The organism is Rhodopirellula sp. UBA1907 (assembly GCF_002337565.1).
GTDB lineage: Bacteria > Planctomycetota > Planctomycetia > Pirellulales > Pirellulaceae > Rhodopirellula > Rhodopirellula europaea.
On sequence record NZ_DDGH01000081.1, the window covers coordinates 81,588 to 89,065 of the forward strand.

Annotated in this window: 4 protein-coding genes; all 4 read right to left on the minus strand. The window is 56.6% G+C overall.

The window, feature by feature from the left end:
- Positions 1-351 precede the first annotated feature (351 nt).
- Positions 352-3,207, minus strand: coding sequence for a VWA domain-containing protein (locus tag B2R17_RS17425; protein WP_286764987.1), 2,856 nt, complete (start codon positions 3,205-3,207; stop codon positions 352-354).
- On the minus strand, positions 3,204-5,792 hold the full coding sequence (locus B2R17_RS17430; RefSeq protein ID WP_286764988.1) for a BatA domain-containing protein: 2,589 nt from the start codon (positions 5,790-5,792) through the stop codon (positions 3,204-3,206). Before B2R17_RS17430 ends, B2R17_RS17425 begins: the two co-directional genes overlap by 4 nt.
- Before the next feature lie 133 nt (positions 5,793-5,925).
- Positions 5,926-6,807: a DUF58 domain-containing protein gene (locus B2R17_RS17435; protein WP_286764990.1), complete on the minus strand. Its 882-nt coding sequence runs from the start codon at positions 6,805-6,807 to the stop codon at positions 5,926-5,928.
- Positions 6,797-7,478: AAA family ATPase (locus B2R17_RS17440; RefSeq protein WP_286764989.1), on the minus strand; the 682-nt coding region annotated here is incomplete at its 5' end. The genes B2R17_RS17440 and B2R17_RS17435, both read right to left, overlap by 11 nt.

The following is a 7,478-nucleotide window of genomic DNA, read 5'->3' on the forward strand; positions in this document are numbered from 1 at the left end:
TCCGTCAGGCCAGTTTCCAACACCAAGCCATCCCCTTCGCCAACTTCACACGCGATCGCGTCAGGCTGCTCGGTAGCCGGAAGCGTTGCGAGCGGCAACCGCGGCTAACGCCGATCGGCTCACACAGGCGGAACCGTCACCCCAGATCTCACGCCCCGTACGATGGACTTCCAAGTCCGTCGACCCACCAGAGTAGAACAGTTGTCGCAATTGTTCCGCCGGGCCAGTCTCCAACTCCTAATCATTCCCTCTTTCAAACTCTTCTGCGATCGCGTCAGGCTGCTCGATGATTTCACCCCGACACGCAAACAGTTGAGGACAACTGTTCTACTCTGGCTCAGACCTAAAAGGTCAAGCCAAACGATGCAATCTTCGCGTCACCCACTCGAAAGTCAGCACGGATGCGATCAGCCACATCAGCACCGCATTCCGCCGCAGCGTGAACGCTGAATCCGGAGTGCCGGCCAGCAATGTGACCTGAGACTGCGGAACGATTGCTTCGGCCAATGTCGCTTTCACCTCGCTCATCGAAGTCGACTCGTCAACGGGAACGTATTCACCGCGAGTCGTCGAAGCCAAGTTCGACAATTCATCGTCGGCTCGACGAGGCCGTTCGAGTTCGCTGGTCGGCAATCGAACTTGCACACTTTGGCGAAGCAACTGTTCGTCGAGTGCGTCACCCACCGCGAGTTGAATTTCATAGCCACCGCTTTTGGTGACAACAAAGTTGCCCGTGTAAGTTCCACCGCGAGGTGAGTCGGCGGCTGGAGTGAGCTTGAGGTCTTTGATTTTCCCATCTGGTGCCAACAATTTAGCGGTCACCGATGGCTCCGTCAGCGGTTGAAATTGGTCGTCGACCAAGACAGCCCGCAGCGCAATGTTCTGCCCAACCATGGCTCGGTCCGAATCGACCAACAGCACACCTCGGTTGCTGTCTCGCAAAAGTCGACCTTCGCTGACCCAACGAATCAATTTGGTGTAATAACTGTCGAAGTATCGATCGCCACCAGCACGCAATCGCCACACTTCGCCACTGCCTTGAAAGAAGACTCGTCCGGCGCCGTAGAACTGACTGGCCATGAAGATTGGCAGACTGCCGCTGACTTCCGTCGTCGGGTCAGAGAAATACGCGTAGACCTTCGCACCGGGCTTCGCACTTTTGACTCCGACATAATCGTAGAAGCCACCAAATTCTTGCCAGACTTCAAAGCTCTCTTCGGGTGAATCACCCACCCAAAGAAACTCTGCTTGCGAGGCTTCCGGCGTGAACTTCAATGGCCATGCTTCCGATCCACCCTGGCGTCCACCGCCAAGCAATGGACCTCTTGTTGCCAGATTCACTGGAAAGAACGCAGCGATCTGACTGGATCGCGGATCGGCACGATCGCCCGAAATCTTGGGATGGAAAACCGGACCAGCCACCAGCACCAAACCGCCGGCTTGCTGAGTCATGAAGCGATCCATCAAGTCAAGCGACGCGGAATCGATCGCTGACCAATCAGGATCGAACATCACCACCGCGTCGTATTCAAACAACTCTTCCGCAGTTTCTGGGAACCGAGCCAGCAGCTCGTCCGCGTCTTGGCTCATTCCCTGCATGCCGGTCTGCAGCCACACGTCAAGCTGCACCGATTCGTCACGGTAAAACAAGTTTCGGACAAACCGATACTCACGGGTCGGTCCACCGGCGATCGCCAAGACCCGCAGCTTTCGAGCAACCACTTCGTAGCGAGCCGTTTGCATGTTGTCAGTCGCGTTGCGATCTTCCACCGGAGCCACCACGCGAACGGCCAGGCGTCGGCGTCCGACCGTCTGCGGCTCGACTTCAAACCGAATATCGGTAAGCGTCGCATCTGGTTCCAACTTCACTCGCTGAGTGTCCAAAACCACGCCGCCGGGCAAACTGGTCGCCGCTTCCGACGAATTGCCATCCACGTCGGTCGCCGATCCATCATCGCCAGTGTCCAAGGCATCGACCAATTCGACATCCACTTCCAATGGCGACGTGCCGGTCGCCTGCAACACGGACGCAACGACAAATTTGTCGCCGGGGTAAACACGGCGTGGGACTTCCAAATCAACCACACGGATGTTGGTCGGTGGCTGGCTGCTACCCAAACCAACGGGATAAACCGCCACTTCACCGCGGCGAGCCAACGCCAATGCAGACGACAGCGTCGCACCACCATTGTTCTGGCCATCAGTGATTACGATCACGCCCGCCAGTGTCGTCGGATCGTGGTCGACCAAAACCGATCGCAACGCATCACCAATCCGGCTTTGAGCACCACCTGCAACGATGACTTCGTCCCAATCAACCGCCTTCATCGTCGGCGAATCCGATTCGTCATCTTCTTCAGTGTCACCTTCGTTTGAATTCGATTCCGTCTCTTCCGACTCTGATTCAGTGGCGACTTCCCAACCAAAAAGCTGAGCGAGTGAACGGTCCGTGTGCACGGCATAAACACCGCCAATCGAAACGATGCCGATGACCAGCGTGATCGCGGCGGCCAACAACGACCAACCGATCGCGGAGGCCGAGCCAGGCGTTTCGGCACTGGCTGCCTTGGTCAATCGTCTGCCCGATTTTTTGGCTTGTCCGACTCCAAAGACTCCCAGCGCGAAAGCAACCAAAGACGCAATCGCGAAGACGACCAAACAAAACCCGCCGAACAAAACAAACGGGCTCATTGGTTCGGCAAAGGCTTCTTCGTTCAACGACTGTTCGCTAGCCGATGTGTCCTCTTGATCGAATTTGGTTTGCACCAACCGAGGCTCGGTCGCCTGATCGAACAGATAAACACTCGTCCGATGTTCTTTCGCTAAGGATTCCACCAGCTCCGAATCAGCCACCAACTCTCGTGCCCGCTCGACTCGCGAAGGAGCCTCAATCGAATCACCGGATGGCAGCGACATACTTTGACTGGTGTCGACCATCACGATGACTTCGCTCGGCCGCGTCACCCGCCGCTCGGTACGCCGAACCAAATCAAAGAACAAAAACACGAGTGCCGTGACCGCAACCAGCCGCAACCCGATCAGCGTCCATCGCACCGGACGTCGAAGTTCACCAACATCTCGCTTGTAATAAAAAATGCATGCCGAGTAGGCGACCGCCAAACCCAATACCACGGCGGCCCAAACCCACCATCCGTCCAGGCTGGTCGCTCTTGCGAATTCGTAGACAACTTGTTCTGAAGGGTTCATCGCGATGCTCCCGCCGTGGATGAATTCGCACTGGACGCTGCGTCGCCCGATCCAATTTCGTCATGAGTGGAAGCTCCGACCGTCCGCTTTCGCGAACGCCCCCGCGGTGCCGGACGAGGCAACTCCGACGCGGAACTGGTTCGCCGTCCGCGACTCCTTCGACTTCCGATGGCTCCATCACTCGTTGGCCGAACGTGATACGAAGCCCATGCCGCCAGAGCTTGCTCGATTGCCAACATCAAGACCAACAGCATCAGCAATATCAATAGGAATGTTGACATCCCGCCACCAACACCCGAAGCACCCCAATCGCCCGGCGACAGAAACTCAACCTCCAACGGCAGCAAGTCTCGAATCACTTCGGCACTGGTGACTCGAGCCAGATCCGACTCGCCGACGTTTAGAACAGACGCCACGGGCATCACGCTGGTTTGCCCGTCCGTCCCGGTCCGCTGCCACTCAATCGTGCCGGGCATCAACAACTCATCCAACCCAGCTTGGTCCGCGACGATCAATTCGCGAGGTGACACCGCGATCGTCGATTCGCTGGATTCGGCTTCCAACTCGATTTCCAACCGTGGCGGTTCGTTCGCGGACGGCAACAACACAACCGTCGGCAGATAGTTTTCACTCGGCACATCAATCTCAGCTACCGAATCGACCATTCGACTGGTCGGTGGAGCCGAGCCGCTGAACAACATCGCGTTGCTTTGCAGCAAGAACACCACAAACGTCGGGTCGCCCGGCCAGTTGTTCCAATTGCCATCCAATCCCGTCGTGACCGTCACCACTCGGCCCCGGCCCATCCCATGCAGTGTTGCGACTGGGGTTTCGTCAGCTCGCGCCAACAACGTTTGAACGTTTGATTGAGCGAGCTCGACTTCCGCTTCGTCACCAGTCAATTCTTCGCGAAGTTCTTCGGCGGGCGAAACCGCGGGCACCCATTGCCGACGAATGCTGACCAATCCAAAGATGCCGTTGCCGGCCGAAGCAATCGGGCCCAACAAATCAGCGTTCTTACCAAGCACCAACTTTGGCGACTCTTCAGACTCACCACCGAGATTCACTGTTGGGGCGATATCAAACGGCAAAAGCCCACCGGCTTTGCCGCCGACCAGATTGTTGTAGTTGTCCGCATCGACGTCGTCGCCAAGGAACCACGCCAATCCACCACCATCGCTCACGTATTGCGTCAGTGCATCGACCGCCCGTTTCGATAGCTCAGGAACATCGATCAAATAGACCGCTCGATAGCGAGACAATTGCTCCGTTGTCACATCACGCAACATCGTAACAGGCTGAACTTCGGGAATCGCACCGATCCGAACTTGGCTGCCGGGATCCAAAACCGACGCGACGTGGTAGGCACCAATTTCGTCCGAGTCACCACCGTCAATCACCAAAACTCGCTGAGCATCGACCAACGGAATCGTGCAAACTCTTGAGTTATCAATCTCCAACGCATCGGTTGGTAAGTCGACTTTGACAACATGCGTTCCAACTTGATTGATAAAAATCTGAAACGACTTGGTCAATTGCTGTCCGCCCGGAATCGAGTCGATCAGAATCACCGGCAAGTTTTGAACTTCGCCGCTGACGGTAACTGTCGGGTCCGCCGTTTTGACTTGATCGCCGTAAGTGATAACGCTGGCAGACAGCGCCACGTTCGTTGCTTCACGCGGTGAATAGTTCTTGACCGTGACATTGACCACCACGGGAACGCCCGCGACCCAAACATCCGGCGTCGGACTGAGATCCGTGATCGCCAAGTTGCGAGCGTTGTTGCCGGTTCGATTTTCGACACAGTCAATCATCCGGATCTTTGCGCCGGCTTGATCGACGGATTCCAAGGCCTCGGCCATCCGTCGAGGTGCCGCCCAATCACGTTGGGAAAAATCACTGACGACATACAGCGTTTGCGTGTCCGCGGTCGTGGCGGCGATCAAGTCCGAAGCCAAATCAATCGCGGGAACCAAATCGGTTCGCAGCGAAGAGGCTCGCGTCGCCATCAACCGATCGACTTGCCTTCCATCGGGTGAAATCGTCTGAGCGGAAAGATCAGCCGCCACGTCCGCAGATGCATTCTCGCCGGAGGATACCATCGCAGCTCGGCTGGCACGCATCACCGTCAACGTGTGATTGTCGCCATCGGCCGCCAAACGCTTGACCAATCCGGACACCGACGCCAAGGCTCGGTCGTAAGCGGTGTTTCCGACGACGCCGGTCGCATCGGCTTCCGTCCCGCTTTCTTCGGTTCCTCGACGCGAAACAATTTGTTGCATCGAGTAACTGTCATCAAGAATGATCACGTGGTGAGACGTCTGGCCTCCCAACGCGCCGATCCATTCGCGTCCGCCAACCAATCCGGCCAGCAACGCGATCAGCAATGCTGCAACGGCCAAACGTGAAAGCAACAGCAACAGTTGCCGCAGAACGATCCAACGACGTTGCTTACGATAACTCGCGAGCAAAAATTCCATCGCCGCCCACTTGGTTCGGCGATGCCGAAGCAAATTGATCAGGTGGACCAAGAGCGGCACCGCGACGAACGCGAAACCAATCGATAGGGCGGGATAAAGGAACAAGACGTTGGTGCTTTAAAGGTTGGACTCAGAGGAATGAAAAAGAGTGTGACATAGGCTGGCAGTCTGTGTTTTCGATTCCACAGGCTGGAAGCCTATGCCACTGATTGCATTGTTTTCCATGGATGAAAGCAGCTCAATTGCGAAGTTTTGGAAGAGCCTGTCTTGCCGAGAGGAAACGGGCGAGCACGGCATCCAACGGCTCGCTCGTGCGGACTTGCAAATAATCGATCTTCAGCCGGCCGCAAGCTCGTCGTGTCTTTTCCAAGAAGTCATTGAGTGCCTCGAGGTAGCCTTCCCGAAGCGCGGCTGGATTGCAATTCAGTGCGGACTCGACTTCCAATCCTTCGAACCGAGTTGCTCCGGTGAAGTCGAAATCCATTTCGTCATCGTGCAACACGTGAATCAACGCCACGTCATGACCGCGAGCACGCAAGACTCGCAAGCCTTCTTGCAACTCTTCCACACCCAGCAAATCTGAGATCACGCACACGACGCCCGCTCGAGGAATAGCCGATGCAAGTTGCTTCGCGACGTGATCGAGTTTGGTCTCGCCTTCGTGATCAGCGGACGCCAAGCAAGTCAGCATGCGATTGAGTTGGTGCTGGCTCGACTTGGCTGGAACACTGTCGCGAAGTTGCGTGTCGAACGTGTACAACCCACAAGCATCTTTTTGACGAAGAGCGAGGTAGGCGAGCGATGCCGCGAGAGACGCCGCGTATTCAAACTTGTTCTCGTCGCCATCGCCGTACGACATGCTGCCGCTGCAGTCGACCAACAACTGCAATCGCAAGTTGGTTTCTTCTTCGTACTGTTTGATGTGCAGCCGATCCTGACGCGCGTACACCTTCCAATCGATGTGCCGCAACTCATCGCCAGCAACATACTGGCGGTGTTGCAGAAATTCGATCGATTGACCGAAGTAAGGACTTCGGTGCATCCCTGAAAGAAACCCCTCCACCACTCGCCGAGCGGTCAATTCCAATCGGCGAATGCGAGCGGTGACCTCAGGACGCAAATATCTTTTGGAATCGGGCATCGCGAGACAATTCGTCCTCGGTCGTCGGGGTGGCATCAATGATTCGGGCGACCACTTCGTCGCTGGTGATGCCTTCGCTTTCGGCGGCAAAGTTCACCACCATCCGGTGACGCAAAACGGGCGGTGCGAGAGCTTGAATGTCTTCGACTTGCACATGGTGGCGCCCTTGCAGCAACGCACGAGCCTTGCCACCAAGAATCAGAAACTGAACCGCTCGCGGCCCAGCGCCCCAGCCAACCAGATCTTCAACAAAGTCCGGCACACCTTCGCCGCCAACGCGGGTTTGCCGAACCAACGACAATGCGTATCGCACGATGTGATCGCTGACGGGAACTTGGCGAACCAGTTGCTGCAATCGAAGAATCTCTTCGCCGCGAAGAACGGGTTCCGCTTCCGCGGTTGCACTTCCGGTGGTCCGCCGCGCAACCTCGAACTCTTCGTCGAACGATGGGTAGTCGACGTAGATCTTGAACATGAACCGGTCTTGCTGAGCTTCGGGCAGCGGGTACGTGCCTTCTTGCTCAATCGGGTTCTGCGTTGCCAACACAAAGAACGGGTCATCGAGTTGGTGGCGTTCGCGGCCCGCCGTGACTTGTCGTTCCTGCATCGCTTCGAGCAGTGATGCCTGGGTCTTTGGCGGCGTCCGGTTG

What these genes read in the sequence shown, in the direction of transcription:
- B2R17_RS17425 (WP_286764987.1), bottom strand. Translation starts at nt 3,207, where the DNA reads ATGAACCCTTCAGAACAAGTTGTCTACGAATTCGCAAGAGCGACCAGC.